This is a genomic window from Streptomyces sp. NPDC000594, assembly GCF_040299965.1.
Taxonomy (GTDB): Bacteria; Actinomycetota; Actinomycetes; order Streptomycetales; family Streptomycetaceae; genus Streptomyces.
Map to the genome: position 1 here is coordinate 46,881 of NZ_JBEPCY010000010.1, position 20,578 is coordinate 67,458.

Here is a 20,578-nt window from a genome sequence, read left to right on the forward strand (position 1 = left end):
GACGTTAGGAGGGATGGAGGGGGGCCGCCACACGGGTCGGTCGGATGGAGGCGTCCCGTCCGCCGTCCGGGCCGTCCGGGCCGTCCGGGCCGTCGGGACCGTCCGGGCCGTCCGCGCTGGCTGGGTCTGCCGGGTCGGCCGGGTCGTCCTGGGTGAACAGGGCGACCATCGAGCGGAAGGCCGCCCGGTAGACGCCCGGGGTCGTGCCGTTGAGGCGCTGGAAGTGGTGGCGCAGATTGGCGGGTGTCCCGAGCCCGGTCCGGGCGGCGATGTGCTCCACCGGGAGGTCCCCGCGCTCCAGCAGATGCTGGGCCCGCTCGATCCGCAGGCGCAGCAGGTACTGGAGCGGGCTGAGCCCGGTCCCGGAGCGGAAGCGCCGGCTGAGGGTACGGACGCTGGTACCGGTGTACGCGGCGATCTCCGCGAGGGTCAGCGGGCGGTGCAGCTCCGCCGCCATCCAGCGCAGCGTCGGCCCGAGCCCGCCGTCCGTGTCCGTGCCCGTGTCCGTGTCCTCGTGCGGGTCCGTGTCCGTGTCCGCTTGAGTGTCCGCCGGCAGGTCGGTGGTGGTGCCGGTGCCGGTGGCGGTGGTCCCGGGGAGTCCGCCCCGCTCCGGCAGCCGGAGGAAGAGCCGCCGGTCCGCCTCCCGCCCCACCGGCCCGCCGTGCTCCTCCTCGATGAGCCGCAGCCACAGGTCCTTGCCGCCGAGCACCCCCGACGAGGTGAGGAACGGGCCGTCGGCGACGACCTCCCGCCCGGGGACGACCTCGATCCGGGGATGACGCAGCTCCAGCTCCCCGGTGTACCGCCAGTCGGTGGTGGCCCGCCGTCCGTCGAGCAGCCCGGCGGCCGCGAGCGCGAAGGTCCCCGTCCCCACCGCACCGATCCGGCAGCCCCGCCCGGCGGCGGCCCGCAGCGCACCGGTGACGGCGGCCGGGGGCTCGTCCCGGAAGCCCCGGTAGCCGGCCACGATCACGGCCGCCGCCCCGTCGAGACCGTCGAGCCCCCGGTGCCCGGTGAGCCCGAACGGGCCCGGCCCGGCCGTGGCCCGGAAGCCGGGGCCGGCACAGATCCTCAGCTCGTACGGGGCACTCCCGCGGCCGGTGCCCGTGACGGCGCCGAGCAGCAGCCCGGGGGTGGTGAGCTGGGATCCGGGGACCCCGTCGAGGACGAGAAGGGCGACCAGTGGCATGGCCAGAATTTAACCGAGGGTGGCATCGCGGGCGCTGTTTCCGACCGGTTCACGGCCCGGAGGATGGGGGCACACGCACCGGAGACCAAGGAACACCCGGACCGTGTACACCCCTCCCACCAGCCCTGAAAGGGAAATTCGCCATGGCCTACCCGACCCGCCGGCAGCAGACCCGACCCCTTGGCACCCTGGTGCGCCGGCCCTCCCGGAGCCTGGCCAGGACCGCCGCGATCGGTGCCGCCACCGCTGTCGCCGCCGCCGGTCTGGCCGTCGCCGGTCCCGCCGGGAGCGCCGGGGCCGTCGTGGGCGGCGAGGACTCCACCCAGCGGTACTCGTTCATGGTCTCGATACCCCAGGACATGAAGCTGCCCGAGGGCACCCTCCAGGGAGTCTGCGGCGGCACGCTGATCGACCCCCAGTGGGTGCTCACCGCGGCCCACTGCGCCGGTCATCCGGATCTGCCGACCGCGCCGTCCGGGACGGTCCGGATCGGCAGCGAGCACCAGAGCCGGGGCGGGACGGTCCGCACCATCACCGCGAAGGTGCTCCACCCGGACTATGTGATCCGGCCCGACGCCTACCGGGGCCACGACGACCTCGCGCTGCTCAAGCTGGACCGGCCGGTCACCCGTCAGCAGCCGGTACGGATCGCCGACCGCGCCCCGAAGGTGGGCGACCGGACCCGGATCCTCGGCTTCGGCAACACGGCCGAGGGCCCCGACTGGTCGTTCTCCGAGCGGCTCCAGCAGCTCGACACCCGCAGGATCGCCGACGCGGCGTGTTCCCCGTTCAAGGCGGGCAGCGAACTCTGCACGGGGTCGCGGGTGCCCGACGCCATGGGATGCCGGGGCGACTCGGGCGGCCCCCAGATCCAGCGGATCGCCGGACGCTGGCAGCTGGTCGGGGCGACCTCCGGCGACGGCAACCCCGCGGTCGGACCGGAGTGCTCCAACGGCCCCGGTGTCTGGACCTCGGTCCCCGCGTACAAGGACTGGATCGCCCAGACGATCCGGACCCACCGCTGACCCCTGCCGCCCCGGGCCCGGCCACCGCCCTGACGGCGCGGCCGGGCCCGGCCGCGCGCCGCGAAGACCCCCAGGGATACCGTCGCCCCATGCCCGTGGTCGCCCTTCTCGTCCTCGACGGAGTCCCCGGACACCAGCTCACCACCCCGGGGCTGGTCTTCGAGGCCGCCGCCGAAGCGCACCGGCCCGCCCGTACCGAACTGCGGGTCTGCTCCGTCCGGCCCGCCGTCACCACGGCCGGGCCACTGCCCCTGACCATCACCGCCCCCTGGGGGACGGACGGGCTGGAGGGCGCCGACACGGTGGTGCTCACCGGCCATGACGGCTTCCTCGCCGGGCCACCGGCCGGGGTGGCCGACGCGGTGCGCGCGGCGGCGGCCCGGGGCAGCCGGATCGCCGCCGTCGGCACCGGTACGTTCACCCTCGCGGCCACCGGGCTGCTCGACGGCCGGCGGGCGACCACCGAGTGGTCCCATACGGCCGAACTCGCCGCCCGCCATCCGCGGGTCGTGGTCGACCCCGCCGGGACGGTGGTGGCGGACGGTCCCTTCGTCACCTCGGCGGGCGTCCTGGGGGGAGTCGACCTCTGCCTCCATCTCATCGGCCGGGACCACGGCCCGCCGGTCGCCGGGCGGACCGCCCGGCGGCTGATCGCGCTCATGCGGGAGGACGCCGGGGCCACCCGCGAGGAGATCGACCGCGAGCTGGCCGAGAGCGCGGGTCTGGAGCCGACCCTGCGCTGGCTGGAGAACCGCCCGTACGACGCGCCGACCCTCGCCGAGATCGCCGCCCACGCCCGGACCAGTGTGCGCAGCCTCAACCGCCGCTTCCGGGAGCGGACCGGGCTCACCCCGCGCCAGTATCTGCTGCGGATCCGGCTGGAGCGGGCCCGGCGGCTCCTGGAGACGGGGGACGGGACGGTCGACGAGATCGCCGCCAGGACCGGGTTCGGCTCACCCGAGAGCTTCCGCCGCCACTTCCGTCGGCTGACGGGCACCACCCCGAGGGCCTACCGCACGGCCTACCGTTCCAGCGGCGGGTAAGGCTTCCGCCGCCGGGTGAACCAGGTGACCACCCACAGGACCACCCCGATCAGCAGCAGCACCCCGGCGATCCGGTACTGCTCCCCGGGACGCCCGGAGGACCACGGCAGGACCAGATAGAGACAGGCGACCATGCCCACCACGGGCAGCACCCGGCCCGCCCGGAAGTGCGGTGCCGCGACCGTGTCCCGGCGCAGCACCAGGACCGCCAGATGAACGCCCGCGAAGACGGTGAGCAGGAGCAGTGAGGTCGTACCCCCCAGCAGTGCGACGACCGAGCTGTCCGGGTTCAGCGAGACAAAGGTGATGAGGCCGACGGCGATGCCGGTGGTCAGCAGGATCGCCGCGCGCGGAGTGCGCCGTACGGGATGCACCGTGGCGAGGAAGGGCGGCAGCACCCCCTGCCGGCCCATGCCGTACAGCAGTCGGCTGGCCATCAGCATATTGATGAGCGCCGAGTTGGCCACGGCGAACAGGGAGATGAACGGCAGCAGGTCGGCGACCGGGAAGTCGGGAGCGGCCGTCTGCACGACCGTGGCCAGCGGGGTCTCACTGGCGGCGAGCCGCCCCACCGGCACGACGGCGACGGCGCAGATCGACACCAGGACATAGATCGCGCCGGTGATCCCCAGACCGGCGAACATCATCCGGGGGAAGGTCCGCGCCGGGTCCTTGGTCTCCTCCGCCATATTGACCGAGTCCTCGAAGCCGACCATGGCGAAGAAGGCCAGCGAGGTCGCGGTGCTCACCGCGAGGAACGCGTTCTTGTCGGACGCGGTCTCGAAGGCGACGACCCGGGAGAAGTCCGCGTCCCCGCCCGCGATGAAGAAGAGGCTGACCAGGATCACCAGGAGCAGACCCGTCAACTCCACGACCGTCAGCACGACATTGACCTTGACGCTCTCCGCGACACCCCGGAGATTCACCAGCAGCACCAGCCCCATGAAGCCCAGCGCCATCAGCAGGATCAGACCGTCCCCCGCGTCGAACCCGAAGCCCACGGCCAGATTGGCCGCGAAGGCCCGGGAGGCCGCCGACGCCGAGGTGATGCCGGAGCACATCACCGCGAAGCACACGAGAAAGGTCAGGAAGTGCAGGCCGAACGCCTTGTGCACATACAGGGCGGCACCCGCGGCCTGCGGGTACTTGGTGACCAGCTCCAGATAGGAGCAGGCGGTGATCAGCGCGACGGTGAAGGCGACCGCGAACGGCAGCCAGGCCGCGCCCCCGACCTCCCCCGCGACCTGCCCCGTCAACGCGTAGATCCCGGTCCCGAGGATGTCGCCGACGATGAACAGCAACAGCAGCCCCGGGCCCATCACACGCTTCAGCGCGGGCTGTTCGGGCGGGTTCGGCACAGGCGTGGCCGGCGTGGTCGGTACATCCGATCCGGGCATGGCGTGCTCCTCGGGGCGGTGGATGACCGGTACGCGATGGCGGGCCCCGTGGCGGATTCCGGTGCCGCGTCCGGTTCGTCGACGAGGGTCCTGCCCCCGGGGCACCCGGGGGAACCACGGCGCACCCGGGAGGACCGGAGTGCGGGAAGCGCGCGGCGCGCCCGGGAGGGGCGTGAGGGGTCCGGGAAGGGGCGTGAGGTGTCCGGGCGGGGCGCGGGCCGATTGAGCGGTGGGCCGCCGTCCGCCGTGCCCTCTCCACAGGACCCGGCACGCCCCGGGGCGCCCCGAAGGAAGGACAGCCATGACCGTGACGGTGCGGCACCCGGCGAACGACACCCCCGATGCCCCACCGCCCGCCGCCGCGCCCCGGCCCAGGGACCCCGGCGCGCCACTGCTGGGCGTCCCCCTCGCCCATCTGGTCGCCTGGGAGGTGACGGGCACTCTGGCCGCCGTCGCCGTGCTGGGCCCCGACCCGGCGCGGGCGCCCGCGCTCCTGGGGGCGGCGCTGCTGGGCGCCCTGACCACGGTACGGCTGCGGCGGCGCTGGCTCTACGCCTGGCTGGCGGCGCGGCTGCGGCTGTGGGCCCGCTCCCGCGCGGGCGGGACGGCCCCCGGCGGACCGCTCGCCCCGCTGCGGACCCTGCTGCCGGGGCTGACCGTCCGGCGGGCGGAGGGCCGCAGCCGTACCCCGCTCGGACTGGTGCACGACGGCCGGGCCTGGGTCTGCCTGGTCGCGGTCGACCCCGGCGACGCACGGCCGGACAGCGGTGAACCCGGCGGGCAGGCGCCGCCCCCGGCCCCCGAACCGCCCCTGCGGGAGCTGTCCGGGCTGCTCCGTCTCGACGACCTCGCCCTGGACTCCGTACAACTGCTCGTGCACACCGTCACCGCGCCCGCCGGTGCGGACGCCGCGTCCCCCCTCTGCGCCACCGCCCACCGGCAGCTCAACCCGGCGGCCGTACCGCTGCTGCGGCAGCTGTGGGTGGCGCTGCGGCTGGACGGGACGGCCTGTCCCGAAGCGGTACGGGTCCGGGGCGGCGGCGAGCCCGGGGTGCGGCGGGTGCTGCGCCGGGGCGCGCTGGCGGCCGTGGCGGTGCTGGAACGGGCGGGATTCCCCGCGCGTGTGCTGGACGAGGCGGAGGCCGCCCACGCCCTGGCGGAGGCGGCGGGGCTGCCCACCGGGGCCGACGGCGGCGCGGGGGAGGGCACGGCGGTCACCGAGACCTGGACGGGGCTGCGCACCGGCTCCGGCGGCCAGATCACCTTCCGGCTGCGGCACGGCGGCTCCGGGCCGCCGCGCCTGCGAGAGCTGCTCGACCCACTGGCGGAGATCCCCGTCCGGGCGAGCGTTCTGGCGGTGACCTTCACCCGCCCCGAGGACTGCACCGTCGCCCTCCGCGTCACCGACACCACCGGGGGGACGCCGGAGGCCGTCGCCCGGGCCCTCGGCGGCCGGCTGGAACGGCTCGACGGGAGCCATGCGGAAGGGCTGCTCGCCACCGTGCCGCTGGGCCTGCCGCCGGGCCCGCGCGCCCCGCGCTGTCCGGTGCCCGCGGGGCCGCTCGCCCGTACCGCCGGAGTGGTCATCGGCACCGGCCACGACGGCCGCCCCGAAGCGCTGCCACTCCTGCGCCGGGAGCCCCTGCGGCTGGGGGTCCTGCTGTCGCACGACCGCGCCGTGCTGCTGGTCTTCCGGCTGCTGGCGGCCGGCGCCGAGGTACGGGTGCGCTCCCCGCACCCGCAGGCGTGGGCCCCGCTGCTGAGGGCGTCCGGCGCGGACCCGGCCCGGCTGGCGGTGGGGCTGCCCGGGGGGCCGACACCGCCGCCGGGCGGGCCGCTGCGGCCGGTGGTGATCGTGGACGAGTTCATCGGCGGCACCGGCACGCCCCGTCCGGACCTCGGACCCTGGCAGACCGGGATCAGCCTGCACCGCCGCGCCCCCGCCGGCGGGGTACGGGCCCTGCGCCGCTACGACGCCGTCCTCGCGCCCCGGCTCCCCTCCCCGCTCGCCCGCGAGCTGGCCGAGGCGTACGGCCTGCCCGCCCCGGCCCTCCGTACCCTCCCCCTGCTGCCCCCCGACGCGACCGCCCTCGTCCGCGACGGCGAACTCCGCACCCTCTGGCTCCGCCCGGTCCCGGCCGAGTCCTCCCTGACCCTCCCGCCCCGGCCCGGGCACGTCGATGGCTGAGCCGCCCGAGCCCCTTGGGCACCGCCGCCGGAGCACCAGCCGGGAGGTACCCGTGCCCGCCCCCGGAGACGGAGTGCCCTCGCCCGGCGCCGACCGCCCGGGGACGGTGTCCCCCCTCGGGCCCGGCGGCCCGGGGGAGCTGCCCGGGTCCGGGCCCGGCGGCCCGGGGGAGACGCCCGGCCTCGGCTCCGCCCGGGGCGAACCCGGCCGGGGCGGGCCCGAAGGCCACGCGGCCTCCCGGGTGGACGGCGCGGCGCGGTCCCGGGGCGGATCCGCCGGTGGGCGGGGTGCGGCGGTGGCCGGGCTGGCGCTCGCGCTCCTCGCGGTGGCGTCCGGTGGGCCCGTGGGGGCCGTGCCACCCGTGCGGTGTGCGGCGCCCGCCGTGCGGACCAGCGCGGAACTGCCCTGGTCCCAGGCCCGGCTGGAACCCCAGCGGGTCTGGGACATCACCCGGGGCGCGGGCCAGACCGTCGCCGTCGTGGACTCCGGTGTCGACGGCGGGGTGCCCCAGCTCGCGGGCCGGGTGCTGCGCGGGCTGGATGTGGTCGTTGGCGGCGGGCGCGGCGACACCGACTGTGTGGGCCATGGGACCTTTGTCGCCGGCCTCATCGCCGCCCGGCCGGTACGGGGGCTGCGGTTCGCGGGGGTCGCCCCCGACGCGCGGATCCTGCCCGTACGGCAGACGACCGACGGCGAGGACGGCACCGCCAACGGGATGGCGCGGGCCATCCGCGCGGCCGTCGACGCGGGCGCGGGCGTGGTCAATGTCTCCGTCAACTCCCCGAGCCGCAGCCGGCTCCTCGACGACGCGGTGCGGTACGCGTTCCGGAAGGATGTCGTCATCGTGGCCTCGGCGGGCAACCAGTCCACCGGGCCCGGCGCGGTGGCCGACCCGGTGAGCTTCCCGGCGGCGTACCCCGGGGTGCTGGCGGTCGCGGCGGTGGACCGGGACGACCGGCCCGCACCGTTCTCCCGGCGGGGCGACTTCGTCGGGATCGCGGCACCCGGGGTGGACATCCTGAGCCTGGGTACGGGGGGTCCCGGCCACCGGGTGGACCAGGGAACCAGTTTCGCGACGCCCTATGTGGCGGGCACGGCGGCGCTGGTACGGGCCCGGCACCCGGAGCTGACGGCGGCCCAGGTCGTCCACCGGCTCCAGACCACGGCGGACCATCCGCCGACCCGGCTGCCGGAGCCGGGGGTGGGCTGGGGGGTGGTGAACCCCTTCGAGGCGGTGACGGCGGTGGTCCCCGGGGAGAACGGCGGAACCACGGGCCCCGGCACCCCGGAGGCGGCGGACCTCGGGGGAGCGGCAGCGGGCGGCGCGCCCCCGGAAGCCGCCGCACCCGTGGCCGGGGAGCCGGATCCGGCCCGGGGCGCCCTGCCGCTGCTGCTGGGGCTCGCCGCCCTTGTCGTGCTGGGGGGACTGGGCGTGCTCCTGGCCCGCCTTGCCCACCGCCTCCGCTGAACCCCCGACCGCGCGGGCGCGTTCACCGCGCGGTAGCTGCCGGGGTACCGGCCCGGGCGCCGAAATTCAGCCCGTCCGGCGTTTGAGGACGGACCTCGGCCCCGAGTCGGCTCGGGCACCCGTCGGGGCCGGCCCCGGACCCCGCTTCTCGATCGCCGGAGGGGCTGGTTCGGGAGGACCCCCATGGGGCTGAACGCAGTGCGCCCCGGCCGCGGGCGTACGGCCGCGACCGCCGGGTGCCGCCGCCCGTGGCGACTCGGCCCGTCCGGGGCCGCCCCGGGGACGCCGCCCCCGAGCCGGTACGGGTCCGCGGATACCGGCTCGGCGGCGATGGGCGGTGGGCGGCGCGCGGCTCGCGGCGGGCCGTCACCCCACCAGGGCCGTCTGCACCAGGACGGGCGCGGCCCGGCGGGTCACCAGCTGGGCCCGGCCCGGGGGGAGCTTCTTCGGCGGGGCGCCCACCAGGAAGGTGCCCTCCTCGCGGGGGCAGGAGAAGAGCAGCGAGGGGGTGCCCAGCTCCAGCAGACGGCGCAGCACCGGATCGCTCATGCCCCGCATCGCGTTCGCCGAGCTGCGGGCGATCACCACATGGAGCCCGATGTCGGTGCCCTGGGCCAGTAGGTCGAGGACGGGGGAGAGCGGCTGCTGCCCCGGCGTGGCGAGCAGATCGTAGTCGTCGATCAGCAGATAGAGCCGGGGCCCCGCCCACCAGTCCCGCAGCGGCAGCCGCTCGGGGGTGATCTCCGCCCCCGGGACGCGTTTGGTGAGCGAGCCGCTCGCCCGTTTGACGAGGTCCGCGAGGCCCGAGCCCTGGACCGCGTAGCCGAGCCGGTACTCCTCGGGCACCGCGTCGTACAGATTGCGCCGGGTGTCGGCGAGGACGACCCGGGCCTCGGCGGGGGTGTAGCGGGCGGCGATGGCGCGGCCGGCGAGCCGCAGGACATTGGTCTTGCCGCACTCGGTGTCGCCGACGACGAAGAGATGCGGATGCTGTTCGAAGTCGTGCCACCGGGGTCGCAGCCCCGTCTCCTCAAGACCGAGGGCGAACCGCAGATCGCCCTCGACGGGCGGCACCTCGGCCACCGGGAGCACGGGCGGCAGCAGCCGGATCGGCGGGGCGGGCGGCCCGTCCCAGCCGGCGGCCACGGACTCCACCAGCGCGCGGTGGGCGTCGGCGATCCCCTCCGCGCTCTCCACCCCGTCGGTGCGCGGCACGGCGGTGAGGAAGTGCAGCCGTTCGGGGGTGAGCCCGCGCCCCGGGCTCTTGGGCACCAGCGCCTGTGCCTTGGAGTTGATGTCGGACTCCATGGCGTCGCCCAGCTTGAGTTCGAAGCGGGTGCCCAGGACATCGCGCAGCCAGGAGCGGAGGTCCATCCAGCGGGCGGTGGCGATCACCAGATGGACCCCGTAGCCGAGTCCGCGCTGCGAGATCTCCTGGACCGAGCCCTCCAGCCGTTCGAAGTCGGAGCGCAGGGTGACCCAGCCGTCGATCACCAGGAAGACATCGCCGTACGGGTCCTCGTCGTGGAAGCGTCCGGCGGCGCGGGCCCGGCGGTATTCGGCCATGGACTCGACCCCGTGTTCGCGGAAGAGTTCCTCACGGTGGTCGATGACGGCGGTGACCTCGGAGACCGCCCGGGTGACCCGGTCCACGTCGAGCCGGCCGGCGACACAGCCGACGTGCGGCAGTCCGCGCAGCGACGCCAGGGAGCCGCCGCCGAAGTCCAGGCAGTAGAACTGGACATCCCGGGGGGTGTGGGTGAGGGCGAGCGCCGTCACCAGGGTGCGGATCAGGGTGCTCTTGCCGCTCTGGGTGGCGCCGACGACGCCGACATGGCCGTCCGCCCCGGCGAGTCCGGCGACCAGGACGTCCCGGCGCTGTTCGAGGGGTTTGTCGACCACTCCGACGGGTACGGAGAGCTGCCCCGCGGGGACGCCGGAATCCGCCGCCCCGGTGAGCTGGGGCAGCAGTCCGTCCAGGGTGGGCGGTTCGTCCAGCGGCGGCAGCCAGACCCGGTGCGCGGGCGGCCCCTGCCCCACCAGCCGGTCCACGATGATGTCCATCATCGTGGCGGCCTCCGCCGGGGGTTCCGGCTCGGGCGCGGCTCCGCCGCTGTCGGCCGGGGCGGCCGGCTGCGGCTCCACGAAGCGGGCCGTGTACGGGACGACCTGCTGCGCGATGACGGCCGGCCGCCGGGTGCGGACGGCGGCGGCCCGGTAGGCGCCGGAGACATAGGCCGCGCGGAAGCGGACCAGGGTGTCGGTGTCGGTACGGATGAAGCCGTGCCCGGGGGCCGAGGGCAGATGGTGGGCGTCGGGGACGCCGAGCACCGCCCGGGACTCGGAGGCGGAGAAGGTGCGCAGCCCGATGCGGTAGGAGAGATGGGACTGAAGGGCGTGGATCTTCCCCTCCTCCAGGCGCTGCGAGGCGAGCAGCAGATGGACCGCGAGCGACCGGCCCAGCCGTCCGATCATCACAAAGGTGTCGATGAACTCACGCTTCTGGGAGAGGAGTTCGCTGAACTCGTCCACGACGACGAAGAGCGACGGCAGCGGGTCGAGGGGTGCCCCGCCCGCGCGGGCCTTCTCGTAGTCGAAGACGGAGCTGAAGTTCCCGGCGGCGCGGAGGAGTTCCTGGCGGCGGTTCATCTCGGACTGGAGCGCCTCCTGCATGCGGTCGACCAGCGGGAGTTCATCGGAGAGATTGGTGATCACGGCGGAGGTGTGGGGGAGCCGGTCGAGGCCGAGGAAGGTGGCGCCGCCCTTGAAGTCGACCAGAACAAAATTGAGTGCCTCGGAGGAGTGGGTGGCGGCGAGTCCGAGGACCAGGGTGCGCAGCAGTTCGGACTTGCCGGAGCCGGTGGCGCCGATGAGGATCCCGTGCGGGCCCATGCCGCCCCGGGAGGCCTCCTTGATGTCGAGTTCGACGGGTACCCCGTGCTCGGAGATGCCGATGGGGACCCGCAGCTGGTCCCAGAGCGAGCGGGGCCGCCAGCTGATGGCCGGATCGAGACGTTTGGCGTCGCCGAGCCCGAGCAGGGAGGGCAGTTCAAAGTCGGTGGCCTCCGGTTCGGTGTTCTCCCGGCCACCCCCGCCGGTGCGGTACGGGGAGAGCAGCCGCGCGAGCCGGGCGGCCCGTCCCGTGCCGAGGGTGTCCGGGCGGCAGAGGGGGGTGCGGATCTCGGTTCCGGCGGTGTCCCGGGTGATCCGTTCCAGACTCTCCTCACCGACGGCGAGCCGCAGGACATAGCGGTTGTCCCGGCGGGGCAGGGTGCCGGCCAGGTCGATGACGACGCCGTTGCGGTAGCCGCTGGTGACGGCCCGCACCCCGGCGGGCAGCTCGGTACCGTCGACCACGAGCACCAGATAGGGCTCGTCGGTGGAGACCTCCGCGCCGGGCTCGTACCCGGGCCGTTCGCGGAGGCGCTCGCCGCCGAGCAGCTCCTCCAGCCGGCCGAAGTCGTCCGTGATCTGCCGCAGCGGGCCGGCGCCGTCCTCGGCGGTGGGGTGCAGGGCGTGCGGCAGCCATTTCGCCCACTCCCACTCCTCGGCGGCCCGGCCCCGGGTGAGGACGCCGATCCGCAGCGCGTCGGGGGCGTGCAGCACGGCGAGCGAGGCGAGGACGGAGCGGACCAGTCCGCGGGCGGTGTCCTGGTCCCCGTCGAGCAGGACATGGGCGAAGCCGCGCAGATAGAGGGGGACGGGGACGCCGGGGACGGTGGTGTACGCCTCCACCAGCCGGCGCAGGGCGTGGCTGCTGACGGGTTCGAGGTCCTCGACGGGGGCGGACTGCGGCGCCACCAGCCGGACACCGAGGGCCTGGGGGCCGGTGCCGAGGCGGATCTCGCCGAAGTCGGGGTGGGCGGGGCGGCGTTCCCACAGCCGGTTGCTGAGCGCGGTCGACCAGAGGCCGTCGGGCTCGGGGAACTGCCAGTGCAGATGGCGGCGCTGCTGGTCGGCGGCGCGGCGTAGCCGGCGCCGGGTCCGGGCGAGATAGCGGAGGTAGCCGCGGCGCTCGCCGCGCAGCTTGCGCTTGCGCTCCAGGGGCGCCCGCAGCAGATTCATGACCAGCATCAGCACGGCCGAGACGGCCATGAAGCCCATCATCACGTAGCGGATGGCGGCGTTGACGCCGGGAACGACGAACATCAGGCTCATCGAACCGGCCATCATCAGGGTGGGCACAAAGCCCATGAGGGCCTGGAAGCCCCCGGGTTCCAGCTCGGGGAGCGGGGGCGGCGGCTGGAGGGACAGCTCACCGCCCGGCATGTCCGGGGCCTGGCGCCGTGGCGGGCGGCGGAAGAGCACGGTGGCCAACGGGCCTCCCATCATCGGGGCCCGGGGTCTCGCGGTCCGGGCCGTGCGGGTGTGCTCGGACGGCACGGGCGGGCAGGGGCCACGGATCAGTCGGACCACCCGGGTGGCCTGTTCCGCGTGGCGACGGCTCCGGTACGGGCCGGGTACGGACCGGGTACGGGGAGGCGATGGCGCGGGTGCGGGCTTGGCCGACGTACCCGCCGGAGAAGTTCTGAACCCGTCCCCGGAAGGCGGCGTGCAGTTGCGATGTGAACAGCAACGCGACCGGCGGGCTCTGCCGGATGATGCTGGTGACGCCCGACTCCGCGCTGGAGATGGCGGTCCCCTCGGACGTACCGCTGTACGACCTGCTGCCGGCCCTGCTGGCACAGGCCGGTCCGGAGCTGGCCGACCGGGGTCTCGACCACGACGGCTGGGTGGTCCAGCGGCTGGGCGAACCACCGCTGGACGAGGAGCGCACCCTCGCCGCGCTGACCGTGCGCGACGGCGAGACCCTGCATCTGCGTCCGCGCCGGGCCGAACTGCCCGCCCTCGACTACGACGATCTGATCACCGGTGTCGCCGACGGGGTGCGGGCACGCCCGGACCGCTGGTCGGACCGGCTCTCCCGGTGGACCCTGCTGGCCCTGGCCGCGCTGGCGCCGCTGATGTGCGCGCTGGTACTGCTGCTGGACGGCCCGCTCGTGGCGCGGGCGGCCACGGCGGGCGGCGCCGCCCTGGTGGTGCTGGCCACCGGGGCGGTCGCGGCCCGGCTGCTGGCGGACCCGGCGGCGGGCGGGCTCCTCGGCCTCGCCTCGCTGGTGCCGGCCGGTGTCGCCGGATATCTGGCCCCCGCGACACCGGGCGGCGGCCCGGACGCGGCCCAGGTGCTGGGCGCGGGCGCGGCGGCGCTGACCGTCACCGTGGTCGCGATGGCGGCGGTGGCGTGCTGGCTGCCCGCCTTCGCCGCGGCACTGGCGGTGGCGTGCGCGCTGACCCTCGGCGGTCTTCTCGCGCTGACGGCGGGGCTCGCCCGGGGCGAGGCGGCGGCGGTGGTCCTGGTGGTGGCGCTGGTCCTCAACGCCACCGTACCGATGACCGCGTTCCGCCTCGCCGATCTGCGGCTGCCGCTGCTGCCCACGACAGGTGAGGAGTTGCAGGACCAGATCGAACCGGTGGACGCGGACCGGGTGCTCACCCGCGCCGCCGTCGCGGACGACTACATGACCGCGCTCTTCGTGGCGGTGGGAGTGGTCTGCGGGGCCTCGCTGGCGGCGCTGGAACCGGCGGACGGCTGGGCCCCGGCCACCCTCTACGGGCTCGGCTGCGCGACGCTGCTGCTCCGGGCCCGGGCGCTGAGCGGTACGGGACAGCGGCTCGCCCTGCTGATCCCGGCGGTGCTGGCGCTGATGGTCTCCGGAACGGCGCTGGCCGACTCGCTCCCGCCGGTCCTGAGGCCGGCGGTGGCCGTGCCGGTGCTGCTGGTGGTGACGGTGCTGCTGCTGGCGGCGGCCCGGGTGCTGCCGGGGCGTCGGCTCGTCCCCTACTGGGGGCGGGCGGCGGAGATCTGCGAGCTGCTGATCGGGCTCGCGGTGCTGCCGGTGCTGCTCGCCGTCCTCGGCGCGTACGGCTGGGCGCTGGACCTCTTCGGCTGACCGGCGCGCGGCGCCGTCCCTCTCTCCGCTCCGTCGCGGGCCGGTCAGGCCCCGCTTCACCGACCCCGGATGGTTCCCATGCAGACGCGCCGCGACCAGGTGCAGGCCCATCTCTTCACCCTCAGCCGGGTCCAGGCGGGCCTGGTGCGCGGGGAGCCGGACGCGCCGGAGGTGCCGATGCGGCGGTTCTCCTTCGGCACGGTGGCGGGCGGGGTCGCCGCAGTGGTGGCCCTGGCCGGCTTCGCGGCCTTCGGTTTTGTCTCCCCCGGCAGCGGCAAGGGGTTCCAGAAGGAGGGCACCCTGGTCGTCGTCAAGGACAACGGCGCCCGCTATCTCTACCTCAGCGGCGCCCTGCACCCCGTGGTCAACCGCTCCTCCGCCCTGCTCATCACCGGCGGCAGCGCCCTCAAACCGAGGACCGTGACGGTGAAGGCGATCCGGGAGGTGCCCCGGGGCCCGGCCGTCGGGATCGTCGGCGCGCCGGAGGGGCTGCCCCCGGCGCGCGGTCTGGACCGGGGCGGCTGGACGGTCTGCTCCGGGACCGCCGACGACGGCAGGGGCCGGAGGGTCCCGCAGGTCAGTGTGTATGTCGGCGAACGTCCCGAGGGGCTGCGGATCCTCGGGCCGGGAGAGGCCCTGCGGGTCTCCACCGGGCCCGGGCGCGGCGGTACCCAGCATCTGGCCTGGACCGGGCGGCGGTACGAGGTCTCCGGCCCCAACGCCCTGACCGCGCTCGGGCTCTCCCATGTCCCGCCGCTGACCGTCGGCGACGCCTGGCTGAACACCCTGACCGAGGGGCCGGGGCTGGAACAGGACGACGTCCCGGGGCGCGGCGGGGCGGGGGTGGCCATCGGCGGCCTCGCCACCCGGATCGGGCAGGTCGTCCGCGACGAGGTGAACGACCGTCACTTCCTGGTCTGGGCGGAGGGGATCACCCCGCTCACCGCGACGGAGGCCGCGCTGGTCCTCGGCGACCCGAGGACCGCGCCCGCCTACCCGGCGGGGGACCCGGTCGCCGTCCCGGTGAGCCCGGGCGCGGTGGCCCAGACCGCGATCACCAACCGGCCGCTGAACCGGGCCGGGCTGCCGCCCGTGCCCCCGGTACCGGTCGCCGACCCCGGCACCGGACTGGTCCCGTGTGTCGCCGTCGAACCGGGCCGGGGGCCACAGGCCCCCGCCTCCGTCCGGCTGGCGGTACGCACCGGTCCGGCGGGCCGGGATCCGGAGCCCGCGGGGCTGGCCCGGCCCGGCTCCCCGGCCGCGGACGGCGGAGCCCTCGCCGACCGGGTGGTGGTACCCGCCGGACGGGGCGTGCTCGCCCAGGAGGAGTCCACCGCCGGGGACACCAGCCCCACGCTCTTCCTGGTCACGGACGCCGGGGTCAAGTACCCCCTGGCGACGCCGGAGGTCGCCGGGACCCTCGGCTACGGCGGGGTCGCGCCGGTTCCGGTACCCGGGCGGATTCTCTCCCTGGTCCCGACGGGGCCGGTGCTCGACCCCACGAGCGCCCGGCGCCCGCTGGCCGCCGACCCGGGCGTCGCGCCCCCGCCTGCCCCGCCCGACCAGCCCGACCCGGCACCCGGGACGAACACCTGACCACACCCATGTGAACCCCTGACACCCGACACACGCGGGGACACCCGACACCGAAGGAGCCCGAGATGTCCGGAGTGAACTCCACCAGCTTCGCCCAGATGAACAAGGCCCACGACATGCTCGTCACCGCCGGCAACGAGCTGCGGCGGGAACACGAGGCCGCCAGCGCGACCGTGACGGAGCTGAGCAAGTACTGGCAGGCCGGCTCGTCCAGCTCGTTCCAGCGCATGATGAACACCTTCAACAACGAGATGCAGAACGCCCTCAAGGCGCTGGAGGAGATCGAGACCAAGATCGAGCAGATCACCGGGGCGCAGATCGCCACGGACGAGGACGCGCTGCTCGCGGTCGACGAGATGAACCGGGTCCTGGAAGGCGCGCTCCAGGGCAAGTGAGCCACCGCCGGGCCGCCGACCCCGCCCGGCGCCTCCTCCGCCGCCGCCCCATCGGCTGTGCGGCCTCGCCACCACCGGGCCCGGCGGGCCCGGTGGCCCCCCGCCGCGCCGGGCGCGGCCCCCGAGAGGAAGAGAGACCATGGCGATCAACGCGGACTACGACGGCGACGGATTCATCTCCAACACCGAGGCCATGCAGGGCTCCATGGAGGCCATCATCGCCGCGGCGAACCGGACCAACGAGGTCATCACCACGCTGAACAGCGATATCCACCCCACGCTCACCGCCTGGCAGAGCGAGGACCCCACCGACGGCGCCAAGCCGGTCTTCGAGGACTGCCAGCGCCGCTGGAACGCGGCGATGGAGGAGCTCCAGCGCTGCCTCGGCGGCGCCGGTGAGGTGGTCGGGAACGTCGCGCAGATCTACAAGTCCGGTGACCGGAAGGCCGCGCAGATCATGGCCGGCTGAGCCGGGCGGGGTGCGCACGGCTCACCCGTGCGCACCCCGCCACCCCGGACCGCATACGGGCACCCCGGACCGCACACGGGCACGGGCATGGGAACGGGCACCACCGGCGCAGGGCGTACCACCGGACCAGTCAGGAAGCAGGTGCATGACCGATGGCGGGCAGCAGCGGCCCCGAGATCGCCGCGGAACCCAGGGATCTGCGGATCTTCGGCGAGTTCATGAGGGAGACGGCGGCCGACGGTACGGCCGACGGCCCCGGGCTGCGGGAGACCCTGCGCCGGGTCCGGGCCGTCGTGGTCCCGGAGGTGGACGCGGGCTTCTTCCCCGGGACCGTGGACCTCACGGCGTCCACGGTCGGGGTACGCGATCTGATCCTGGAGGAACTGGAGCTGCTCGCCGACTTCTTCGGGACCCTCGGCGGCGACCTCGTCACGGCGAGTGAGCTGTACCGCACCAGCGAGGACCTCGCCCAGGCACAGGCCGACGAGCTGGGGCGGCTGGTCCAGGAGACCTCGGAGTTCATCGACGTCCAGGAGGCGAGGACCGCCAAGGCCCAGGAGGCGGAGTCCGGGCAGCGGTCCGGCATCGCCGACGACCGCTCCGCCCCGGCCCCGGGCGCCGGGGAGAACCCCAACATCGGCGACGACGGCAGGGTCGAGGACGCCGACAAGGACGGCGACGGGAACGGGGTCAAGGACGGTATCCAGTATGTCGACGGCGACGCGGACATCGACAACGACGGAAGGCTGGACACCTTCGAGAAGGAGTACGACGACCGCGACAACGACGGAAAGCTGGACACCAAGGACGACGCCGAGGCCAACGACCTCCCGGTGGACGAGACCCCGGGCCGCAGGCCCTGAAGCATCCGCAGTCCCGTTCCGCAGACATCAGGGGTGCGAGCCCCACGACCCGGAGGGCGACCGATGCCCGTCTTCGAATTCACCGGCCCCGGGGCCACCGCCGCCATCCAGGCGCTCCGTACCGAACTCGACACCTTCACCGGCAGGCACCGGACCCGCCGGGGCCAGATGGACGGGGACACCATCCCCACCTTCAAGGGCCGCCCCGGCAGCGGGAACGGCGGGGCGGCGGGCGCCGCGTCGCGGGGGTCCGTACCGAAACCGGCCGGTGGGAGGCCGGTCACCCCCCGGGAGAACGGCACCCGGCCCCTCGCGGGCCGGCCTCCGGCACCGGGTGCGCCGACCCCGGCCTCCCCGAAGACCCCGACCCCCCTGACGACCCCGACCTCCCTGAGCACCGCCGACCCCAAAGGCCCCGGTGCGCCGGGCGGTCCCGGTGGTACGGGCATCCTCGGCCAGCCGGGCAGCCCCGGTGGCTCGCCGACCTCCGGGCCGGTCCCCGGACCCGACAAGGGAATCACCGGGCCGGGTACGGCGAGCCTGACCACGGGCGGGCTCCCCTCCGGCACCGCCGGTGGCCCCGGTTCCCCGGCTCCGCCGACCGGTCGCCTCAGCACCCCGGGCGGCGCCGACCGCGAGCCGGGGACCGCCCGGCCCGGCACCTCCGGCACACCCGACTTCGGCCCGGGCACGGGGCGGCTGACCTCCCTCGGCGACTCCGGCACCAACGCCCTGCGGACCGGGACGGCCGGGGACCACGGCGGCGCCACCCCCACCGGCTCCCTCCGCTCCGGGGGCTCCCTCGGTGACGTGGGCACCGGTCCCACCGGCGCGCTGCGCACCGACGGCCTCCTCGGCGACAGCGACGGCGACGGGTACGGGTACGGTCGCCCCGGCTCCCGGCCGATCGGCGGTGACCTCTCCGACGCGAGCTTCGACGGGCTGGGGCGGCTCTCGTCGGACGGTGACACCAAGCTCTCCTCCCTCACCGGCGACACCGGCCCGGGTGGCTCGGCCGGTTCGGTCGGTTCCGTCGGCTCGATCGGTTCCGTGGGCTCGGTCGGCACGGCGGGCGGCTTCGGCGGTGCCCCCACCGGCGCGCTCTCGATGGGCACCGCGAGCCTGAGCACGGGCCCCGGCGGTACGGGAACCCCCGGCAGTCTGCTCTCCGGCAGCCCGACCGGGCCGGCGGCCGGTGTGCCGACCGATCTGAACGCGGCCACCGCCCAGCGGGGCCCCGGCGGCCCCGGCGGGCTCCCGCCGGGTGGTCCCGGCACCCCCGGAACCACCGGCGGAACTCCCATGATGCCGATGGGCGGGATGGGTGCCTCCCCCCTCCAACAGCAGCAACAGCAACAGGACCAGGGCGCGGCACAGACCTGGCTGAGCGAGGAGGACGACGTCTGGGGCGGCGGTTCCTGCGGCGGGCGGCTCGGCCGCGACTGAGCCTCCCCGCCCCACCTGACCGCCCCGCCCGGCCGTCACGCCGACGGCCGGAACGGCAAGCGGAACAGCGAACGGAACGCGACCCGGACGAGGACCGGAACGAGAAGGGGACCGACACATCGTGGCCACACCACTTCCCTCCCAGGGCGACCTGGACTATCTCAACAAGGCGATCACCGCCGTCAACAGCCTCGACCCCCAGCCCTGGTTCGACGCCGCCACCGGATTCACGGATGCGGCCGGGCAACTGCTCGACATCGCGGACGCGGTCGACACCCGGGCCGCCCGGCTGCTCCAGGGCGAGGGCGGGGTTCCGGGGTGGACCGGTGAGGGCGCCGAGGCGTTCACCAGGATCGTCAAGGATCTGACCGGATTCCTCCGTGAACTCGCCATGATCACCAGGAGCCGCGACGCGCCGGCCCGGGCGGCGGGCGAGGACATCCTCGAACTGAAGCGCGCCTTCGACGCGCTGCTCCGGGCGAACGCCGTCAACTTCGACGCCAAGCCCCCGCCGCCGCCCGAGCCGGTGGTGCCGATGGAGGCGTACATCGCCTGACCGGCCGCCGTGGCCCGGTAGAGACCCAAGGAGTAGAGACCCAAGGAGGAGACCATGAAGCCGTCCAGCGAGGCACTGCTCAAAGAGATCATGGACGATCTGGGGAAGGCCCGGGACACCTTCCTCGATGTCCAGCGGCAGCTCGGCACCCTGTCCACGACGGCCGAGTCGCCCGACCGCCTGCTCACGGTGGCGGTGGACTCCCGGGGTGAGCTGACCTCGCTGACCTTCCGGGGCACCGGGTACCGCTCACTGCCGCCCGCGCGGCTGGCGGAGACGATCGTGGCCACGGTCGACGCGGCCCGGCGGGAGCTGATGACCCGCGCCCGGCTGACGGCCGAGCCGGTGCTGGGGGACGACTCCGCCCCCACCGTGGACGGGGTCTCCCTCTGGGATCTGCTGCCGGGCCGGGACGACCCGGCGAACGCGGAGTTCTTCCGGGCGCTCCGCGGCGGCCTGGACGCCCCCGAGGAACCCCGGGCGGCGAGCGGCCGCCCGGCCCGGGGCGGAACGGGACGGTCCGCCCTGGCCGATCCCGAGGACGAGGGGTAGGAACCGACCGCCATGGCAGTGATCAGGAACAAGGAGGACGAGGAGATCGTCTTCGTCCCCTCGCAGATGCGGCGGATCGTCCCCCGGCTGGAGGAGGTCGCGGCGGGGCTGCGGACCATCGAGACGGACATCGCCTTCGTCGCCGCGGAACCGCTGGAGGGGAACCCCGCCAATGAGACCTACCAGGCCGTCATGAAGGTGCTGTCCGAGGCCCACAAGGTGGTCGCCGGCTACACCTCGGTGGCCGAGGGTGTCACCGGCACCGGCAAGGTCGTGGAGGGCATGGCCAAGGCGGGCGAGATGGCCGAGCGGACCGGCCAGGAGGTCGTCATCGGGCTGAGCAACAGGATTCCCGAGTCCGCCGGCTCCACCCCGGCCCCCGCCCCGGGGAACGCCGACGCCCCCGCCCCGGCGGCCGGGACCAAACGCGGCGGCTGAGT

At 75.1% G+C, this 20,578-nt stretch carries 16 protein-coding genes; 13 read left to right on the plus strand and 3 right to left on the minus strand.

What is annotated here, in order from left to right:
* Positions 1-4 precede the first annotated feature (4 nt).
* Positions 5-1,189, minus strand: coding sequence for a GlxA family transcriptional regulator (locus tag ABT354_RS16660; protein WP_351494213.1), 1,185 nt, complete (start codon positions 1,187-1,189; stop codon positions 5-7).
* Positions 1,190-1,332: 143 nt separating this feature from the next.
* Here ABT354_RS16660 and ABT354_RS16665 point away from each other — a divergent pair, with 143 nt between their 5' ends.
* The gene (locus tag ABT354_RS16665; RefSeq protein WP_351494215.1) at positions 1,333-2,214 is read left to right on the plus strand and encodes a S1 family peptidase; all 882 of its coding nucleotides are present in this window, start codon (positions 1,333-1,335) and stop codon (positions 2,212-2,214) included.
* An 89-nt stretch (positions 2,215-2,303) separates the two neighbouring features.
* Positions 2,304-3,257, plus strand: a complete 954-nt coding sequence (locus tag ABT354_RS16670) for a GlxA family transcriptional regulator (protein WP_351494217.1) — start codon at positions 2,304-2,306, stop codon at positions 3,255-3,257.
* Here the strand turns inward: ABT354_RS16670 and ABT354_RS16675 are convergent.
* Positions 3,236-4,654, minus strand: a complete 1,419-nt coding sequence (locus ABT354_RS16675) for an APC family permease (protein WP_351494220.1) — start codon at positions 4,652-4,654, stop codon at positions 3,236-3,238. The two genes, ABT354_RS16670 and ABT354_RS16675, sit on opposite strands and share 22 nt — an antisense overlap.
* Before the next feature lie 301 nt (positions 4,655-4,955).
* Here ABT354_RS16675 and eccE point away from each other — a divergent pair, with 301 nt between their 5' ends.
* Both eccE and mycP read left to right on the plus strand, forming a co-directional pair.
* The gene (eccE, locus tag ABT354_RS16680) at positions 4,956-6,842 is read left to right on the plus strand and encodes a type VII secretion protein EccE (protein WP_351494222.1); all 1,887 of its coding nucleotides are present in this window, start codon (positions 4,956-4,958) and stop codon (positions 6,840-6,842) included.
* A gap of 52 nt (positions 6,843-6,894) precedes the next feature.
* Positions 6,895-8,310, plus strand: a complete 1,416-nt coding sequence (gene mycP, locus ABT354_RS16685) for a type VII secretion-associated serine protease mycosin (protein ID WP_351494224.1) — start codon at positions 6,895-6,897, stop codon at positions 8,308-8,310.
* Between the two features lie 366 nt (positions 8,311-8,676).
* Here the strand turns inward: mycP and eccCa are convergent, their stop codons facing one another.
* Complete coding sequence (gene eccCa, locus ABT354_RS16690) at positions 8,677-12,618, minus strand: type VII secretion protein EccCa (protein ID WP_351494492.1); 3,942 nt, start codon at positions 12,616-12,618, stop codon at positions 8,677-8,679.
* A gap of 257 nt (positions 12,619-12,875) precedes the next feature.
* Here eccCa and eccD point away from each other — a divergent pair, with 257 nt between their 5' ends.
* From eccD to ABT354_RS16735, 9 genes are all read left to right on the plus strand, one after another.
* Positions 12,876-14,261 carry a type VII secretion integral membrane protein EccD gene (gene eccD, locus ABT354_RS16695; protein ID WP_351494226.1) on the plus strand — a complete coding sequence of 462 codons (1,386 nt, stop codon included), beginning with the start codon at positions 12,876-12,878 and terminating at the stop codon, positions 14,259-14,261.
* Between the two features lie 78 nt (positions 14,262-14,339).
* Complete coding sequence (gene eccB / locus ABT354_RS16700; protein WP_351494228.1) at positions 14,340-15,857, plus strand: type VII secretion protein EccB; 1,518 nt, start codon at positions 14,340-14,342, stop codon at positions 15,855-15,857.
* A 65-nt stretch (positions 15,858-15,922) separates the two neighbouring features.
* On the plus strand, positions 15,923-16,252 hold the full coding sequence (locus ABT354_RS16705) for a WXG100 family type VII secretion target (RefSeq protein ID WP_351494230.1): 330 nt from the start codon (positions 15,923-15,925) through the stop codon (positions 16,250-16,252).
* 139 nt (positions 16,253-16,391) lie between these two features.
* The gene (locus tag ABT354_RS16710) at positions 16,392-16,721 is read left to right on the plus strand and encodes a WXG100 family type VII secretion target (RefSeq protein WP_351494232.1); all 330 of its coding nucleotides are present in this window, start codon (positions 16,392-16,394) and stop codon (positions 16,719-16,721) included.
* A gap of 152 nt (positions 16,722-16,873) precedes the next feature.
* Positions 16,874-17,584, plus strand: a complete 711-nt coding sequence (locus ABT354_RS16715; RefSeq protein ID WP_351494234.1) for a hypothetical protein — start codon at positions 16,874-16,876, stop codon at positions 17,582-17,584.
* A 63-nt stretch (positions 17,585-17,647) separates the two neighbouring features.
* Positions 17,648-19,030, plus strand: a complete 1,383-nt coding sequence (locus ABT354_RS16720; protein WP_351494236.1) for a hypothetical protein — start codon at positions 17,648-17,650, stop codon at positions 19,028-19,030.
* A 121-nt stretch (positions 19,031-19,151) separates the two neighbouring features.
* Positions 19,152-19,586, plus strand: coding sequence for a hypothetical protein (locus ABT354_RS16725; RefSeq protein WP_351494238.1), 435 nt, complete (start codon positions 19,152-19,154; stop codon positions 19,584-19,586).
* Positions 19,587-19,640: 54 nt separating this feature from the next.
* The gene (locus tag ABT354_RS16730; RefSeq protein ID WP_351494240.1) at positions 19,641-20,138 is read left to right on the plus strand and encodes a YbaB/EbfC family nucleoid-associated protein; all 498 of its coding nucleotides are present in this window, start codon (positions 19,641-19,643) and stop codon (positions 20,136-20,138) included.
* Positions 20,139-20,150: 12 nt separating this feature from the next.
* Positions 20,151-20,576 carry a hypothetical protein gene (locus tag ABT354_RS16735; protein WP_351494242.1) on the plus strand — a complete coding sequence of 142 codons (426 nt, stop codon included), beginning with the start codon at positions 20,151-20,153 and terminating at the stop codon, positions 20,574-20,576.
* Positions 20,577-20,578: the final 2 nt, after the last annotated feature.